The organism is Hymenobacter ruricola (genome assembly GCF_015694525.1).
In the GTDB taxonomy this organism is placed as follows: domain Bacteria; phylum Bacteroidota; class Bacteroidia; order Cytophagales; family Hymenobacteraceae; genus Hymenobacter; species Hymenobacter ruricola.
In genome coordinates, this window is record NZ_JADQDM010000004.1 from 23148 (window position 1) to 38800 (window position 15653).

The window sequence follows — 15653 nt, forward strand, 5'->3', positions numbered from 1 at the left end:
CGGCCTTTTTTATTTAATAAAAACGTAAAGCCTAGCGTTGCGGCGCCGTGCCAACGGCCTGCTGCACTTCCTCCACGCTGGCGTCGAAATCGAAGGCATCGTACACGTGGTAGAAATTCTGCTGGTCCACCACGTGGGAGTAGGCATACTTGGCAAACTCTACCCGCGAAGCCTCAAACTCGAAGCTGCGCAGCAAGCGCTTCAAATCATCGGCCTGAATGCTGGTTTGAGCCAGCGCCTCTTTGGCCGTGCTCAGCTTGCTGGCCTCAAACGGCCGCTGCTTCACCGACTGCATGATGGCGTCCACGTCCTGCGGAGGCAGCACGCGCAGGCTGCTGGTGGCCGTGCCGGGGTAATAGCCGCCGGAGTTGGGGTTGCCCGGGGCGTTATTGTAGCCGCCGCCTACCGGACCGTTGGGGTCGTTGCCATATCCGTTAGGGTTGGCATTGGGGTAGTTGCTGCCGTTGCCGTAGCCACCGTTGGGGTCATAGGGCGTGGGGCTGTTGTAGCTGCCGTTGCCGCCGTAGCCGGGCGCAGCGTTGTAGCCGTTGTTATAACCGTAGCCGCGCCCGCCGCCGTAGGCTGGCCCGTACAGCGCCACCGCGCCCACCTGCCGCAAATCGAGGGGCCGGCCGGGCCGGGCAATCAGCACAAACGAGGTTTCCAGGCCCGGCTGCAGCCACACGCGGCTCCGGAAGCGCACCGCCCGTCCGTAACCGGTGGGCAGCGTAAAATCGGCCCAGTGCTGGCCGGGCGCCAGCTGGTCGACGTGTACCTGCCGGGCGCCGCCGCGCGTCAGCAAGCGCCCATCCAGCACCAAGTCGAACCGCACGCCGCGCTCCGAAGTGAAGTTGACGTTGGCCGGCGCGGGCGGATAAGCCAGCGCGGGGGCCACCGCCGAAAAGAAGCTGGCAATGGCGAGGAGTAAGAGCTTTTTCATGGCTTTTGCAGAAAAGGTTCCGCCATACGGTCGGCGGGTAATTCGCTATTTTCAAAAGGTGTGCCATGTTTGATGCAATACTGAGTAGGGTGCGGGGCTTGCCCCCGCCCGTCGTTGAACGAACCATAAACGAGTCGTTCAGCGACGGGCGGGAGCAAGCCCCGTACCCTACATTTTAACACAAAAAAGCCCCCGCAACCGAAGCTGCGGGGGCTTTTCAAGCAAGCGAAACGCTGAGGTTACTTCGCTATTCGCGTCACCTTGAATTCGGTGCGGCGGTTGCGCTGGTACTCGGCTTCGGTCTTGGCGTTTTTCACTACCGGGCGGGTTTCGCCGTAGCCTTTGGCCGTGATACGGCTCTTGTCGATGCCTTTGCTCACGATGTACGCCACGGCGGCATCAGCACGCTGCTGCGAGAGCTTCATGTTGTAAGCGTCCTTGCCGCGCGAGTCGGTGTGCGAGCTCAGCTCGATGGAGATTTTGGGGTTGTCCACCAGCGTCTGCACCAGAGTGTCGAGGCGAATAGCAGCATCCGGACGGATGTTGTACTTGTTGTAATCGTAGAAAATGTCCTTAACCTCGATGGCTTTGGCCAGGATGATTTTGTTCAGCGTCAGGGTTACCGGCAGCTGAATGTCGTTCGTGAGGTTGGGCAGGGCGTCCTGGCTGGGCTTGCGGCCCACGGTGCTCAAGGTGGTGCGGGCGGTGAAGTCACCGGCGCGCTCGGCGCGGAAGGAGTAGTTGCTCACCGAGTCCAGCTTCACGCTGAATTTACCGGCGGCGTCGCTGGTCACGGTCTGCGGCTGGCCGTTGGGGCCGAGAACCGTCACGGTAGCGCCGGCCACGGGCAGGGTGGTGTTGGCTTTGTCGTCGCGCTCCAGCACGGTGCCGTCGGCGTAGAAAGTAACCAGCTTGAGCGGCTTCTTCTTGTACATGTACTCGTCGTCGGAGCCTTTGCCACCGGCGCGGTTCGAGCTGAATAAGCCCATCTCGTTGGTCATCGGCACGGGCGCGAAGTCATCGGCGGTGCTGTTCACGTCGGCGCCCAGGTTCATGGCCTGGCCGTTTTTCACCATAAACAAGTCGAGCTTGCCCAGGCCGGCGCGTCCATCCGAAGCGAAGTACAGCGTGCCATCCGGCGCCACGCCGGGGAAGTTCTCGTTGCCGGCGGTGTTGATGCTTTCGCCCAGGTTTTCGGCGGGCGAGAAGCGGCCGTTCGGGCCGAGGGTGGCTTTGTAGAGGTCGTTGCCGCCTTGGCCGCCTTTGCGGCTGGAGGCGAAGTAAAGCGTGGTGCCGTCGGGGGCGAAGGCCGGCGAGAAGTCATCGGCCGAGCGGTCGTTGATGTTGGCGAGCACGGGCTCGCTCCACACGCCGGCTTTGTTGTAGGAAATCCAGAGGTCGACGCTCAGGTAGCCTTTCTTGCTGCCGTCGTTCGAGCGCGCAAACACCACCGTCTTGCCGTCGGGGGTGTAGGTGGCGCTGGCCTCGTGCTTGTTTTCGGTGTTGAAGGGACCTTCCAGCTTGCGCACGCTGCCACCGGTCATGGTCGCGGCGTTGTCGAACTTGATGGCGTAGAGGTCCTGGAAGTTCTCGCCGTTGCCGAGGTACTTCTTGCCCTCGCGGCCGGAGGTGAACACGAAGTCCCCGCCCTGGCCCATCATCGTGCCGCCAAAATCGGAGCCCGCCGAGTTGAGGGCGTCCACCGGCATCACGTCATACTTATTTTTCATGCCAGCCACCTCTTTGCTGGCGCTGGCGTTTTTGGCTTCGGCTTCGGCGCGGGCGGCCAGGGTGCGGTTGCCGCCGCTGCTGGCGTAGGTGCTGAACTGAGCCGCGGCTTCGTCGTACTTGCCGTTGGCCTTCAGGGCCTCGGCGTAGCGGAAGCCGGCGTCGGCGTTTTTCACCCCACCGTCCAGGGCCGCCTTGTAGAAGGGCTCGGCCATCTCCACCCGGTTCGAGAGGCGGTAGGCCTCGCCGATGCGAAAGTTCGAAATGGCCGCGTTTTTACCTTTGGCCACGTCGGCCTGGTAGAGCGGTATCGCCAGTTCGTACTGGCCGCGGGCAAACGACTTGTCGCCTTTGCTCATGGCGCCGCCGCCGGCACAGCCGTTTAGCAGCGCCGTAGAACCAGCCGCGACGCAGATTAATACTAGTTTCCTCATAGGTGGTGTGGTGGAGGGGTGGTGAGGGAGAAGGAGCCGGAAGATTTCCCGACTAGGCATTTTTGGGTTAGCAATAATACTACGTTTAGGTAGGATTCACGCAAGGCGCTGGTTTTTTTCTTCCTGGCCAAAGTACCGCGCCAGCCAGGTTTGGGCCGCCGGCCGGGGCCAGTTCGTGTCCAGCTCCGCTTTTGTGGCCACCGTGTTATCGAAATAAAACGTGTCGGGCGCTACGGTGCCGGCGGCCACGGCGGCTTTTATCTCGTTGTGCTTCAATAAGTAAATATCGCCGTCCTGCATAAAGGCCAGCCACGACTTGTCGAGCAGCTCCACGCCGAGCACGTCTTCGAGCTGGGCCACGAAGCGCACCGAGGCATCGATGGAACAACCGCTGGCCCCGGCCACGCCTTCGTCCAGCCCAATCACCAAAAATTGCTGATGCAGCACTTCGGCCGAGGCCAACAGGCTGCGGCCGTGGCTGGTCCACTCTTCGGAGAAGCGCGCCAGATGGGGCAAAATCGAAACCGTTTCGGGCCCGGAAAACGGCCGGCTGGCTTGGTAAATCCATACCCGGGCCGTGGGCGGAAGCTGGTCAAAGGCTACGTACATATATGGTCTGAACCGCGGATTTATCGGATTGAACGAATCAGTCGGATTTCGTGGGCGCCAGGGGGGAGCAATCAGTGTCGATATCAATGCTGATATGAGCCTTTTGCATCCTCAAATGTGAGGCTTTGCCGCGATGATACAAACATCGGCCACAAAATCCGACCAATCCGTTCAATCCGATAAATCCGCGGTTCAGACTCAGGCGTTGATGCCCTCGGCCGAAGCCACCAGCTCGGCCAGGTCGAACACCTGCACGGCGTTTTCCTGCTCCTTGTTTTTCACGCCGTCGCTCATCATGGTCATGCAGAAGGGGCACGACACCGCGATGATGCTGCCCTGCAGGCTGTGCTGGCTGGGGGCGTCGGTTTCGGTTTCCACACCGCCCAGGTTTTGCAGGGCCGCGGCCGCGCCGCTGAGGGTGGCCAGGGCTTCCTCGGTGCGCTCGATGTTGATGTCTTTCTTGCCGGGCTCGGGCTCTTTCCACATCTGAGCACCGCCGGCGCCGCAGCACAGGCCGTTGGCGCGGCTGCGCTTCATCTCCACCAGGTCGGCGTCCAGCGCAGCCAGCACTTCGCGCGGGGCTTCGTAGATGTTGTTGGCGCGGCCCAGGTAGCAGGAGTCGTGGAAGGTGATGCGGCGGCCCTTGAAGCTTTCGCCGCCCGTCACGCCTACCTTGCCTTCGTTGATGAGCTGCTGCAGGTAGGTGCTGTGGTGAATGACTTCGTAGTCGCCGCCCAGCGCCGGGTACTCGTTTTTGATGGTGTTGAAGCAGTGCGGGCAGGCCGTCACGATTTTCTTGATGCCGTAGCCGTTCATCGTCGTGATGTTCTGCATGGCCTGCATCTGAAACAGGAACTCGTTGCCGGCGCGCTTGGCGGGGTCGCCGGTGCAGCTTTCTTCCAGGCCCAACACGGCGTACTTCACGCCCACGTGGTCGAGGATGCGCACAAAGGCGCGGGTCACGCGCTTGTACCGGTCATCGAATGCGCCGGCGCAGCCCACCCAGAACAGGATTTCGGGCGACTCGTTGCGGGCAGCCAAATCGGCCATGACGGGAACAGTGATTTGGCGCTTTTCGCCGGCAGCGGGAGTGGTTGGAGACATGGATGGAGGAATGGACAACACGATTGTCATCCTGAGCGCAGCGAAGGACCTTATCACGTCCGCGCCGCTGTGAGTGGTTAATCCAGACGAAAGCAGCGGTGATAAGGTGCTTCCTTCGTCAGCATGACAGACGATTTATGCGACGGTAACCGCCGGCTTCTCGGCCGCAAACAAGTCATCGGCCCAGTTGAACCGGTCGGAAGGCGAGAAGGCCCACGGCGCGCCGTTGTTTTCAATGTTGGAGAACATGACATTGAGCGAGTTCGGCGCGGCCGATTCTTCCAGCACCAGGAAGCGGCGCATCTCAATAATGCTTTCCAGCGGGTTGATGTTCACGGGGCAGCTTTCCACGCAGGCGTTGCAGGTGGTGCAGGCCCAGAGCTCCTCGGGCGTCACCTTGCCGCGCAGCAGCGTGGCTTCCATCAGGTCGGTCACGGGCTCGTGCTTGGCTTCGGGGCCGTACTGGTTGGGGCGGAAAATGAGCGGCGACTCGTATTTCTCCTCCATCCGGTCGCGCGTGTCCATGATGATTTTGCGCGGCGATAGCAGCTTGCCTGTCAGGTTGGCGGGACACACCGAGGTGCAGCGGCCACACTCCGTGCAGGAGTAGGCGTTCATCAGGTTGGTCCAGGGCAGGTCTTCCACGTCCTTGGCGCCGAAGCTGGTGGGCGCCAGGGTCGAGCCGTCGGGCGCGGTGGGGGCGGGCGGCACCACGTAGCTGGGGTCCATCATGGCCTTCACCTCGTGGGTGATGCTTTCCACGTTCGAGAACTGGCCCTGCGGCACTAGGCGCGAGTACCACACGTTCGGAAACGAGATGATGATGTGAAAGTGCTTGGAGCTGGGCAGGTAGTTGAGAAAGATGAAGATGCCCGTGATGTGGGCCCACCAGCCAATGCGCTCCAGCACGTGCAGCGTGCCCGCATCGGACGGGAGCAGGCCCACCAGCAGGCTGCTGACGGGGAAGGTGCCGGGCATTTCCTCGCCCAGCATCTGGTGCATTTTGAGGTCGGCGGTGTTCATGAAGAACAAGGCCACCATCAGAATGACTTCGATGTAGAGAATGACGTTGGCATCGAGCTTGGGCCAGGCGCGCAGCTCCACGCCGGTGAAGCGCTTCACGGGGTTGGTGCGGTTGCGGCGCCACCAGAAGGCGGCCACGGCGATGATTACCAGCGCGGCCAGGATTTCGTTGGTGGCCATCAGCACGTCGTAGACCGGGCCGAGGAACTTGAGCGAGCGGTGAAAGCCGAAGATGTTGCCAAACAAACCGTCGATGACGATTTCAATCACCTCGATGTTAATCACCAGAAAGCCCACGTACACCACCAGGTGCAGCAGGGCAGGGGTGAGGCGCTTGAACATTTTCTGCTGCCCGAAGGCCACCAGCAGCGTTTTGCGGAACCGCTCGGCGGGGTGGCCGCTCATGTCGCGCTCGCGCCCGACGTGGATATTGGCCCAGATTTTTCGCACTTGCCAGGCAAACAAGCCGAAGGCGGCCACCAGCAGCAGCAGGAAGAGGATGGATTGCAACATGCGGTAAAGGTAAGGAGGTGGGAACGTTTGCGGCCGCAAGATAGTCGGCATGCCGAGCACTTTTCGATGGATTGCTGGAAGCTCAATACTTTTTTTACTCAATTTCTTGCGCCATTGTTTTGGTTTCGTACCTTTGCGGTCCCCAAAGCGGCTTGCTGCGGCGGGGAAACGGCAACATAGCTCAGTTGGTAGAGCACAGCACTGAAAATGCTGGTGTCGTTGGTTCGATTCCAACTGTTGCCACAAAAAAGGCCCTCAGCATATTGCTAAGGGCCTTTTTTATTTGCTATGAAAGGGCTCAAGGCAGGCTTGCAATCAGTCCTGCTAATAGTTCGGATTTGGCGTTCGGGCGGCCCAGTAGCGCACCTCATGCACCAAAACTGCCGCGGGTGCGGCCAAGGTAGCCGCGAATAGGAAAAATAGGAAAAATTTGATATGTTGCCGAGGCTTATTCAGCTTGCTCGTTTTCTACCGCGCCTGCCATGAAACCCAGCCAAGGAAAACAGAATCGCGCCGAAGTCAACGGCGCCGTTACGCAGATTTACAGCCTGAAGCCACTTGCGGTACCGGAGCTGGTAGGGGCGACCAATGGCCAATTGCCGGTGGTGGCGCTGGTGCTGTGCCACGGCATGGGGCAGCAGGTGCGGCACGAAACCCTGGCCGAAGCGGCGAACAACCTGCACCACAGCCGCGCCGAAAAAGCGGTGGTGCGGTACGTGCAGTTCGCCGACCCCGACCGACCCGGCAAAGGCGACCCGCTTCTGCCACGCGCCGAGATAGAAGTGGAAGTGCCTAGCAGAGAAGGCCAGCCCGCGGCGCGCCAATTCGTGCACGTGTACGAAGTGTACTGGGCCCCGCTCACGGAGGGAATGATTGGCCTCACGGACGTGGTGCGGTTTCTGACCTCGGCGGGGGTGCAGGGACTGCGCTATGCCCGAAATCAGTTTCCGCGCTGGCTTTTCGGCAAAGAAGAAAGCCTCGACGTGAAGCCCAACACCTTTTGGCAATTGGCCGGGCTGCTGGCGCTGGTGCTTTCTCTGGTGCTCATTAATACCGTAATGACACTGGTGCTGGGCGAGAATTTATTCGGCACCAATGCCAGCCGCACGGCCCCGCCCGAGCTGATAAACCGGCTAACGACCTGCCTCACCGTGCTGCTGGTGGCGGGGGGATTCGTGTACCTGAGCATCCGGCGTTGCAACAAACAGCAACGCAAGCCCACGCAACAGCCCGGGGCCGTGCGGTGGGCATGGGTTTTCCTTGGCCTCCTGTGCCTGTTGCTAGTGGCTTCGGCTGGGTTTATGGGCTGGAGCTACGTGGCGCTGCACCGCGCCGCGGCCCAGCCGGACACGCACGAGCCGTGGCTGAGCGGGCGTTCGGTGTGGGTGGTGCTGGTGTGGGCGGCAGCCGTAACAGTAAGCTGGTGGTGCCGGGGCTTTTTGGTGCAATACCTGGGCGACGTGGCCATCTACACCGATGCCTATAAGGTGGATAAATACTACACCATCCGAACCCGCATTCGGCGGCTGGCCCAGCGCACGGTAGAAGCGGTGTATGGCGCCCGAGTTGAGGGCGCGGCTGGGCCTTTCTACTACCAGCGCGTGGTGATGGCTGCCCATTCGCTGGGCTCGCTGGTGGCTTATGACGCCCTGAATGCTATACTCCTGGCCGATGAGGCAGCGGGCGGCGGCTTGCGTGTGCCGGCACGCACCGGGGCGTTGGTTACTTATGGCTCGCCGCTCGATAAAACAACGTTTCTGTTTCATGCCAAAAGCCAGAAAACGGCCATCTACACGGCGCTGGACTCTTCGCGCCAGCCGCTGGTGTGGGACGCCGCCGCGCGCCGCGCCGTGCAGTGGGTGAACCTGCATTCGACGGCCGATATCATCAGCGGCGCGCTCGACTATTTCGATTCGCCTGCTTCCCGTGCCGCCGGCACGCCGCCCGTGCTGAACTGCCCCGACCCGGACGCCTTCACGCCCGTGTATGCTCACACCCAGTACTGGAACGGCTGGGTGCTTTCCAAGGCGTTGCGGTTGGCCCTGAGCGGGCACACCATTAGCGTCGGGGACCTCGCCCTGCGCGATGCCGAAGCAAACCCACTGCCCTCGGCCGGCGCATAGCCAGGTCCTAGCCGGCCAGCACAGCTCGCGACGTGGCAGGTGCGCTGGCTTGGGGCTTTGAAACTGGGCGAGGCAGAAAGATTAAGTGGTGCACAGCCCTGCTGCCGTTTGGCGCACGAGGCGCTGCAAAATTTCGACTTAGAGCAGAGGTTACTCTACCACCACCCGGGCCGTGTACTGCCGGCCCAACGTGTCGGTGGCGCGCAGCGTGTAGAGGCCCGGGGCTAAGCCCAGCACCGGCACCTCGGCCGCGGCGGAAACGGTGGTTTCACGCGCCACGCGGCCTTGGGCGTCCAGCAGTAGCACGCGGGTTCCCACGGGCAGGCTGGGCAGGTGTACCAAATTGGTGGCGGGGTTGGGGTAAAAGCGCAGCGGAGAAAGGCTGGCAGCGGCCCGCACCGATAGCACCGTGCTTAGGCGAGCCGCAAAGGTTTCGTAACCATTGCCGACGTTGAGGGCGTAAGCACCAAGGGCAACATTGCCCGTCGCGCCGCCCAGCAAGTACAGGTTGCCGCCGGCATCGAGGCCAATGTAGCGGCCGCTAGAACTGCCGCTGCCCTGCGCCTGCTGCGCCCACCGCACCTGTCCCTGCGGCGAAAACGCCACCACCGAAACAGTGGGCAGGTTGCCGTTGGCGGTGTTGGTGAGCGTGAAAGACCCATAGGCGGCTTGGTTTGTGAAACCGCCCGTGAGGTAGGCATTACCGGCCGCGTCCACGGCCAGGCCCACCGCCGAGTCGGTGCCGGAAGTGCCGGTGCCTACCTGGGCCCAGAGCGCCACGCCGGCCGGTGAGTACTTGGCTAGGTAAGCGTGGAGGTTGCCCGACGAGGTAATAGCAATGCTGCCAAAGCTGAGAGGCCGGTTGTAGTCGCCGCTGACGTAGAGATTGCCGGCCCCGTCCACCGCGGCCTCGCTCAGCCAGTCGTCGCCGATGCCGCCATACTGTTGCGCCCATTGTGGCGTGCCCTGGGCAGAAATCCGGATGATGAGGTCATCGAAGAAGCCGCTACTGGCGTAGGCAGTGCTGCCCACGGCCAGAGGCGCGGAAAAAGAAACCAACAGGTACGTGTCGCCGGCGGGGCCGGTGGCCAGTTGGGGGCGACGGAAGCCATTGCCCTGTGCGGAGGTATAGCGGCAGGCGGGCTGCAGCCATTGCTCGGCCCCCGTGGCCCCCGAAAGCTGGGCTACGTAGACGCCCATGTCGGGCGAAAAGGGCAGCGACGCCGACCCCACCGTCATCACGCCCTGATAATTGCCCGTGAGGTATACCTGCCCGGCGGCATCCACGCTAACGCTGGTGGCCGGATTGGGGGCCAGCCCCGTCGAATAGCACGCCTTAACCCAAAGGGCGGTGCCTTGGGGGGAATAGCGCGCCACAAATCCCTGCGTGGAAAAGGCAGAGCCGGTGCTCAGCACCACGCCGCCAAAATCGACGCTGCCGGAGAATTCTCCGGCCACGTAGGCATTGCCCGCAGCATCTACCGCAACGTCAATGGCATCCTCATAGGCGGAGCCACCAATTTGGCGCACCCAGGCCAAAGTACCCGTCGGCGTGTACTTCGCCAAAAAAGCGTCGTAGTTGCCCCGGCTCACGAGCGGCACGCCATCCACGACGGTGGAGCCAGTAAAGCGGCCAACTTCGTAAAAGTTGCCGGCGGCATCTACGGCCCCTTCGGCGAGGAACTGAGTACCGGCGCCCAGGGCACGGGCACCGGCCCAGTTGGGCGCCGTTTGGGCCCCGGCGCGCCCGCTGACACCCAAGCCGGCCAGCAAAACCAGCGCGATGAACCGGAAAAAGAAAAAAGTAGAAATCGGCATAGAGAATTAAGAATAAGGAGAAACAGAGGCCCGCCGAACAACCAACAACCCATCTTTTCGAAGCGACGGTTGCCGAAAGAACGTCATGCCGAGCCGAAGGCCAGGTACTTCGGGTGCTCGCGTGGGGGTGCTCACTCAAAAACACCCTATGAAATGCTTCGTTGGGGCGTTGGCCATATGCTTTAAGGCGCTAATATTCAAACAGCTCAAGCTGCGTAAGTGCTTTCCGGCGTCTGCCGTACCAGGCTCAGGGCAACCAAGGTGGCCAGCAGCGACTCCACCTTTTCGGGTTTGAGGCGCTTGAAGCCGGCGGCTACCTGCGTGGCCGTTATGGGCTGTCCGGCTTGGGCCACGGCGTCGCGCAGGGCCTGCATCTGCTGGGCCAGCTCGGTGGGGAAGGGGATAGAGGAGGTGGGCGCAGGGGATAAGGCTAGGTCGATGGTGGCCTGCGCGCCCGTATTCCCTACCCCCTGTTCCTTATTCCCTTTCGCCTGGTACGCGGGGCGCAGGTAGCGGATGTGGCCCGCCAGTTCCTCGCGGGCGCGCTCGTGGTTGAGGCGCAGTAGGCGCGTGAGAATCTCGCTCGCTTCATTGAACAATTGACTTACTACCACACGCGAGATGCTTCGTTGCGCTCTGCATGACCGTTTCGAAAACCTCCGTGGTGACCCTAAAACTCTACGATGAAGCCGATGGTGGGCACCACCAGCGCGTCGTCGTCGGCCAGCAGAATAGGCACGGCGTTGCTGCCATCCGAACGCAGGGGCTGGCCGTCGGTGGTGACGTAGCCGGAGTTATCGGGCAGGCGGTCGAAGGTGTAGGTGGGCACCGAGACGGGCTTGGCGAGCAGGGCGTTCTGCACGTCCACGTAGAAATCAAAGCTCAGGCGGCGCAGGCTTACTTTTTTGTCGAGGCGCAGGTCGAGCTGCTGGAAGCCGCTCAGGCGGCGGGTGTTGAGCTGGCTGTAGTCGAGAATGCCCGTGCCCACGGCCTGGTAGCTGGCGCGGCTGGCGGCTTCGTCGTAAGGCGTGTAGGGCGCGCCGCCACCCACGCGGTACTTGGCGCCCAGCTCCCAGCCGCGGCCCAGCTGGTAGCCCAGCAGCGCCGAGCCCAGGAAGCGGGTGTCCCAGGCCGTGGGCTTGTACACGCCGTCCAGCCCCGAAAACTCGGAGCGGAAACCCGTGAGCGACACAATGGCGAAGAGCTTGCCGCTGAGCTTCTGCTGAAAAAAGGCTTCGGCGCCGTAGGCCCGGCCCTGGCCGGTGCTCGTCACGGCCTCGTTGCCGATGGCGTTGAAATCGCCGCCCAGGTTGGCCAGGCTGATGCCGTCGCGGACGGACACGGGGTAGTAGTCGTACTTCTTGTAAAAGCCTTCCAGCGTGAAGCGGGTGGCCTTGCCGGGCAGCCATTCCAAGCCAGCCACGGCGTGGTCGGAGCGGATATAGCGGCCGTCGGAGTTCACCCGGGCGCCATTGGGGGCGCGGTAGCCCAGGATGGTGCTGGGCGGGATTTTAAAGTAGCGGCCCAGCGAGGCGTTCAGGTTCAGGGTGGGCAACAGGGCGTAGCTCAGCGCGGCGCGCGGCGAAAGCGTGCGGTCGAGCCGGTAGCCTTCGGTGAGGGCCGTGGTGCCGTCGGTGCGCAGGCCGGCCGACACGGTGAGGCGGCTGCTGGCGCCGTAGGTGCGCGTGGCTTGCACAAAGCCCCCGAAGCGCACCAGGTCGAGGTCGGTTTTGAAGCGCACCGTCACGGCCGGGCTCACGAGCTGACCGCCAGCGTCGCGCACTTCGGAGCGCAGGCGCTGGGTGAGGTCGTTGTCGTAGTGCTGCACCTGGAGCACCCCGCCGTAGCTGTATTGCCAGCGGCCCACGCGCTTGTTCACGTCGGCGCGCAGCTTGTTTTCGGTTTCGCCGCTGCGGGCGCCCAGCTTGCGGCGGCTTTCGTCGCCGGTGTAGCCGTACTCGAAGGCATCGGCGGCGCTGTGCTGCTGGGTGCGGCTCAGGGCCACGTTCACGAAGCCGTTTTCCACCAGATGGCGCAGGTTCAGGCCCACGGTGTAGTTCCACTGGTCGATGGTGGGGTTGGAGCGCAACACATATTCTTTCGAGGGCGAGCTTTTCTTGGGCGCCACGATTTCGAAGTGGTCGATGGCGCCTAGCCCGAGGCTGGTGAGCGTGGTTTTCTCCGAAAGCTTGGTGGTGGTTTTGAACTGAAAGTCGTAAAAATCCGGTCGGATGGGCAAGTCAATCAGCTTGAACAGCAGCTGCAAATACGAGCGCCGGGCCGAGGCCAGAAACGTGGTGTTCGAAGCCAAAGGCCCTTCCAGCGTGGCCGCCACCTCCGTGCCTGAGGTGCGCAGGTTGCCCTGGATGCGCTCGGAGTTGCCGTCGCGCTGCCGGAACTGCAGCACCGAGCTCAGGGCGTTATCGTAGCGCGCCTGGAAGGCCGAAGAACTCAGCGTCACGTCCTCAATAAAGCTCACGTTGAGGATGCCGGCCGGGCCGCCGGCACTGCCCTGCGTGGGAAAATGGTTGATGACCGGCACTTCGATGCCGTCGAGGTAATACACGTTTTCGTTCGGCGCGCCGCCCCGGATGATGATGTCGTTGCGGAAGCCAGCCGTGCCGCCGCTGCCCCCGCCGCCCACGCCGGGCAAGCTCTGCACCACCCTGGAAATGTCGAAGTTTCCGCCCGGGTTGCTCTTGATTTCCTCGGTAGTGAGGCGCTGCACGCTCAAGGGCGTTTCGGCCGTGGCCACCCGAATGGCGCGGCTGGCCGTCACGGTCACTTCACCCAGGTTCTGAGGTACGGTGTTCAGCTCCAGGTTGAGGGTGTTCACGTTGCCGCTGCTCAGGGCGATGTTGGAGCGCACCAGCGGGTCGTAGCCCACGAAGGTGGCGCGCAGGTTGTAGGCGCCGGCCGGCACGCCCGTGAGGCGGTAGCGGCCCTCGGCGTCGGTGGCGGTGCCGAAATCGGTGCCTTCCAGGGTGATGCTCACGCCGGGCAGGGCCTCCTGGGTAGCGCGGTCGCGCACGGTGCCGGCCACGGTGCTGGGGTTTTGGGCCAGGGCCGGGAGAGAAAAAATCAGTGAGTAAAGCAGCAGAGTACATATTCGCATGCAGAGGGAAGTAGCAAGCGCCCCAAATGTTTAGCTCGAAACTGTTGCCTGCATTCCAGAAAAAATACAGTCGAGGCAATCCGCAAGCTCAACCGGTGGCGTAGGTGGGTCATACTCTTCAATAACCAACCATTTCTCTATTCAGATGAAAAAGTCTTTGTTTTCCCTCGCTTTCGTTGCCCTGTTCAGTGTTGCCGCTACCACTACTGTTTCGGCCCAAGCTACCAAAACCGTGATGGTGGGCGGCGCCCCCATGTACCCCACGAAAAACATCGTGGAAAACGCCGTTAACTCGAAAGACCACACCACGCTGGTGGCCGCCGTGAAAGCCGCCGGCCTGGTCGAAACTCTCAGCAGCGCCGGCCCCTTCACCGTGTTCGCCCCCACCAACGAAGCCTTCAACAAGCTGCCCGCCGGCACGGTAGAAACCCTGGTGAAGCCCGAGAATAAGGCCACCCTCACCAAAATCCTGACCTACCACGTGGTGGCCGGCCGCATGACCTCGGCTGACCTGATGAAGGCCATCAAAGCCGGCAAAGGCAGCGCCACCCTCAAAACCGTGAGCGGCGGCACCCTGACGGCCATGATGAAAGGCAAAGGCATTGAGCTGAAAGATGAAAAAGGCGGCATGTCGATGGTGACCATCGCTGACGTGCTGCAGAGCAACGGCGTGATTCACGTGGTGAACACCGTGCTGATGCCCAACTAGTTTTTCTGAGCTGGCAGACTTTACTAACCGCCGCGGGCCTGGCGCTCGCGGCGGTTATTTGCGTCCGGCGCTGGCGGGGCCGGTCCATCGGGCCGGGGACCAACCCACCCCGCTGTCCCAACGTACATTCGGCCACCGCGCGGCGCTGAAACTCACGCCTTCAATAATATCTTGCTGCCCGAGTCGTCTTTCTGAGCATCTAAGCAAACGCAAAAACCGCCGTCGGCCCCGGGCCAGCGGCGTTTTTTTGTTTTTCAGCAGTGACCAAAGCAGCCTCCGCCCGGCCGGTGCCTGCCTACTGGCATTCGGCCTCGGCGGCGCGGGCGTACTCGTAGCCCAGGCTCAGGGCGCGGCGGTAGAACTCGCACGCAGCCGTGGAGTCGCCGGTGTGGGCGGCCAGGCGGCCCAGCAGGAAATGGGTGCGGCCGTCGCGGGGCCGCGCCCGCAGCACGTGGAAGTAATCGAGGCGGGCGGCGTCGTAGCGGCCCAGCGCGGTGAGGGCCACGCCCCGCAGCTGCACGTATTGCCACGGCGGGGCGTGCCCCGCCCGCTGGCGCTGGGCCAGGCCGCGGGTGAGGTCGGCGAGGGCCGGCTCGGGGCCGTTGAAGTCGAGCAGACGGATTTCGCCCCGGGCCAGGTACGCAGCGCTCAGGGTAGAGTCGAGCACCAGCGCGCGGTTGAAGCTGAGCTCGGCCGCCGTGGGGTTGCCCAGATGGATGTCGCAGCGGCCCAGGCGGTAGAGCAGGTCGGCGGCCACGCGGCGCGGCTGCGGCTGGAGCAGGGCCGCCTGAAAATCGGCTTTGGCCGCTTGCGGATTGTGGTTGAGCAGCAACTCCAACTCGCCGCGGCGGCGCAGGGCGGGGCCGTAGTCGGGCCGGAAGTGCAGGGTTTCCTCAAAGTAGGCGTGGGCCGCAGCGAAGTTGCCGGCAGCGTAGGCGTGCAGGCCGTCGGTGTAGTTGCTGCTGGCCGTCACGCGGTCCATGGTCACCTTCACGGCCAGGCTGAACAGCAACAGGCCCGCCAGCAGCAGCAAAGTCAGCGTCCAGTCGCGGCGGGTGAAGCGGGCCTGCTGGCGCGGGATGCGCTGGTAGTGGCGCTCGCGGCTGCCGGCCGGCGGGCGGGTGCGCAGCGGCGCGGGCGGCGGCATGGGCACGCCGTACACGTGCTGGGTGGCGGGGCGGTGCTGCTGCTGGCGGCGGGCTTCTTCGGCGCGGCGGGCGGCCTGCTGCAACTGGAAATCGTAGGTGGCCCGGCGGCCGGGGTCGCTCAGCACGCGGTAGGCCACGGCAACGGCCTTAAACTGGTCTTCGTAGCGGGCGTCGCCGCCGTGCTTATCGGGGTGGTAGCGCACCACCAGCTGCCGGTAGGCCCGCTTGATGTCGGCGGCGGCGGCGGTGGGGGCCACTCCAAGAACTTGATAATGATTCTGACTCACGCTACACCGGCAAACACAAACGGCGCTACAAAAGTCAGCCACGCGCCGAAATTTTCCGTAGAACCGACGCAATCTGCTGGCCTATTTCTATAGAATGGCTGA

The 15653-nt window shown here is 62.9% G+C and carries 11 protein-coding genes and 1 tRNA gene; 3 read left to right on the top strand and 9 right to left on the bottom strand.

What is annotated here, in order from left to right:
* Nucleotides 1-31: 31 nt before the first annotated feature.
* From I2H31_RS10130 to I2H31_RS10150, 5 genes are all read right to left on the bottom strand, one after another.
* Nucleotides 32-940: a DUF4476 domain-containing protein gene (locus I2H31_RS10130; RefSeq protein WP_196292926.1), complete on the bottom strand. Its 909-nt coding sequence runs from the start codon at nucleotides 938-940 to the stop codon at nucleotides 32-34.
* 239 nt (nucleotides 941-1179) lie between these two features.
* Nucleotides 1180-3102, bottom strand: coding sequence for an OmpA family protein (locus I2H31_RS10135; protein ID WP_230687661.1), 1923 nt, complete (start codon nucleotides 3100-3102; stop codon nucleotides 1180-1182).
* A gap of 96 nt (nucleotides 3103-3198) precedes the next feature.
* Entirely contained in the window at nucleotides 3199-3711 is a 513-nt protein-coding gene (locus I2H31_RS10140) for a hypothetical protein (RefSeq protein ID WP_196292927.1), read from the bottom strand.
* A 198-nt stretch (nucleotides 3712-3909) separates the two neighbouring features.
* Nucleotides 3910-4761 carry a (Fe-S)-binding protein gene (locus I2H31_RS10145; protein ID WP_190927139.1) on the bottom strand — a complete coding sequence of 284 codons (852 nt, stop codon included), beginning with the start codon at nucleotides 4759-4761 and terminating at the stop codon, nucleotides 3910-3912.
* Between the two features lie 189 nt (nucleotides 4762-4950).
* Nucleotides 4951-6351 (bottom strand): 4Fe-4S dicluster domain-containing protein, encoded by a 1401-nt coding sequence (locus tag I2H31_RS10150; RefSeq protein WP_196292928.1) that lies wholly within the window; start codon nucleotides 6349-6351, stop codon nucleotides 4951-4953.
* Nucleotides 6352-6521: 170 nt separating this feature from the next.
* Here I2H31_RS10150 and I2H31_RS10155 point away from each other — a divergent pair.
* Both I2H31_RS10155 and I2H31_RS10160 read left to right on the top strand, forming a co-directional pair.
* Nucleotides 6522-6594 (top strand) — tRNA-Phe (locus tag I2H31_RS10155).
* Nucleotides 6595-6833: 239 nt separating this feature from the next.
* The gene (locus tag I2H31_RS10160; protein WP_196292929.1) at nucleotides 6834-8474 is read left to right on the top strand and encodes a hypothetical protein; all 1641 of its coding nucleotides are present in this window, start codon (nucleotides 6834-6836) and stop codon (nucleotides 8472-8474) included.
* Between the two features lie 150 nt (nucleotides 8475-8624).
* Here I2H31_RS10160 and I2H31_RS10165 read toward each other — a convergent pair whose 3' ends face one another.
* The 3 genes from I2H31_RS10165 to I2H31_RS10175 all read right to left on the bottom strand — a co-directional run bounded on the left by I2H31_RS10165 (nucleotide 8625) and on the right by I2H31_RS10175 (nucleotide 13407).
* A complete protein-coding gene (locus I2H31_RS10165) occupies nucleotides 8625-10292 on the bottom strand; it encodes a T9SS type A sorting domain-containing protein (RefSeq protein WP_196292930.1) in 1668 nt (555 codons plus the stop codon).
* Between the two features lie 206 nt (nucleotides 10293-10498).
* Nucleotides 10499-10906, bottom strand: a complete 408-nt coding sequence (locus I2H31_RS10170) for a hypothetical protein (RefSeq protein ID WP_196292931.1) — start codon at nucleotides 10904-10906, stop codon at nucleotides 10499-10501.
* Between the two features lie 56 nt (nucleotides 10907-10962).
* Nucleotides 10963-13407, bottom strand: a complete 2445-nt coding sequence (locus I2H31_RS10175; RefSeq protein WP_196292932.1) for a TonB-dependent receptor — start codon at nucleotides 13405-13407, stop codon at nucleotides 10963-10965.
* A gap of 145 nt (nucleotides 13408-13552) precedes the next feature.
* On the opposite strand from I2H31_RS10175, the gene I2H31_RS10180 reads away from it, so the two are divergent.
* Nucleotides 13553-14116, top strand: a complete 564-nt coding sequence (locus I2H31_RS10180) for a fasciclin domain-containing protein (protein ID WP_196292933.1) — start codon at nucleotides 13553-13555, stop codon at nucleotides 14114-14116.
* A gap of 295 nt (nucleotides 14117-14411) precedes the next feature.
* On the opposite strand, the gene I2H31_RS10185 is transcribed toward I2H31_RS10180, so the two are convergent.
* Nucleotides 14412-15593 carry a J domain-containing protein gene (locus I2H31_RS10185; RefSeq protein WP_317192213.1) on the bottom strand — a complete coding sequence of 394 codons (1182 nt, stop codon included), beginning with the start codon at nucleotides 15591-15593 and terminating at the stop codon, nucleotides 14412-14414.
* Nucleotides 15594-15653: the final 60 nt, after the last annotated feature.